The following is a 940-nucleotide window of genomic DNA, read 5'->3' on the forward strand; positions in this document are numbered from 1 at the left end:
GAACAGCTCACCTGCACCGCCAGGATGGAGTGAGCATCACAACTGCGGCTGATGGCGGTGTCAGGTGCAGCGCCGGGTTCGGCTCGCTCACGCCCGCGCCGCGCATCCGCGGAGCCCGCCTACCGGTGCGGGCCGGGCGGAGCACCACCGATCCGATGCGCCGTGTCCCGGCCCACCGGAGGCCGGCCACCACCGACACCCGCGGCGGTGAGCCGCGCCCGCTACCCACGGGCACCACGCGGAGCGCCAGCGACTCGAACCGCCGTGTACCCACCCGCTCCCGGCCACGCCCAACCGCACCTCGCGGCGGCGAGCCGCGCCAGCCCCGACCCGTATCAGCGAAGCCAATACCGACACACGGGGTTCACCACTGCGGACCATACACCTACCGCCGCCCGCACGCGCCCTCATGCGCGCTCGGGTGGCCGAACGAACAGCTCACCTGCACCGCCATCATCGGATGAGCGATGCGTCACAACTCAGATGGCGGTGTCAGGTGCAGCGCCGGGTTCGGCGCGTTTGCCTTCCAGCTATGACCTCTCCGCCTGTGTCAACCAGATACCCTGCTGGTCAGTAACCGAGTACCACGGCGAGAGTGGCGATCAGCATGAACACGGAGAAAACAAGTAGGCACCCGTACCGGTCCAGAAAGGGAATAGGGTCCCGTTCCAGGCGCCCGAGCTTGCGACCCGCCGCAGGGGGAATGCGAAACGGGGTCCCACAGTTCTCACAAACGATCACGTAGGACAGGCCACGGACGTGGCCCAATACGAACCACACGTGTTCGTAACGATATACGAGGCGCAGTCGAAAGGGCTGATCCTGCTTGTTGCAGACTTCGCAGTCCTGTGGGTGAACGAGGCCGAGGTCGACATCCTCCTTGCGCGTCCCGAAAATGATCATGAAACGCTCCGAGAGTACACACCAGGCCCCTCTGCTT

Annotated in this window: 1 protein-coding gene; it reads left to right on the plus strand. The window is 66.0% G+C overall.

Annotated features, from left to right (window positions below):
* Positions 1 to 759: 759 nt before the first annotated feature.
* A partial coding sequence (locus R5W23_RS09260) for a hypothetical protein (RefSeq protein WP_320686088.1) occupies positions 760 to 940 on the plus strand: 181 nt, incomplete at its 3' end.

This window comes from Gemmata algarum (genome assembly GCF_034097035.1).
Taxonomy (GTDB): Bacteria; Planctomycetota; Planctomycetia; order Gemmatales; family Gemmataceae; genus Gemmata; species Gemmata algarum.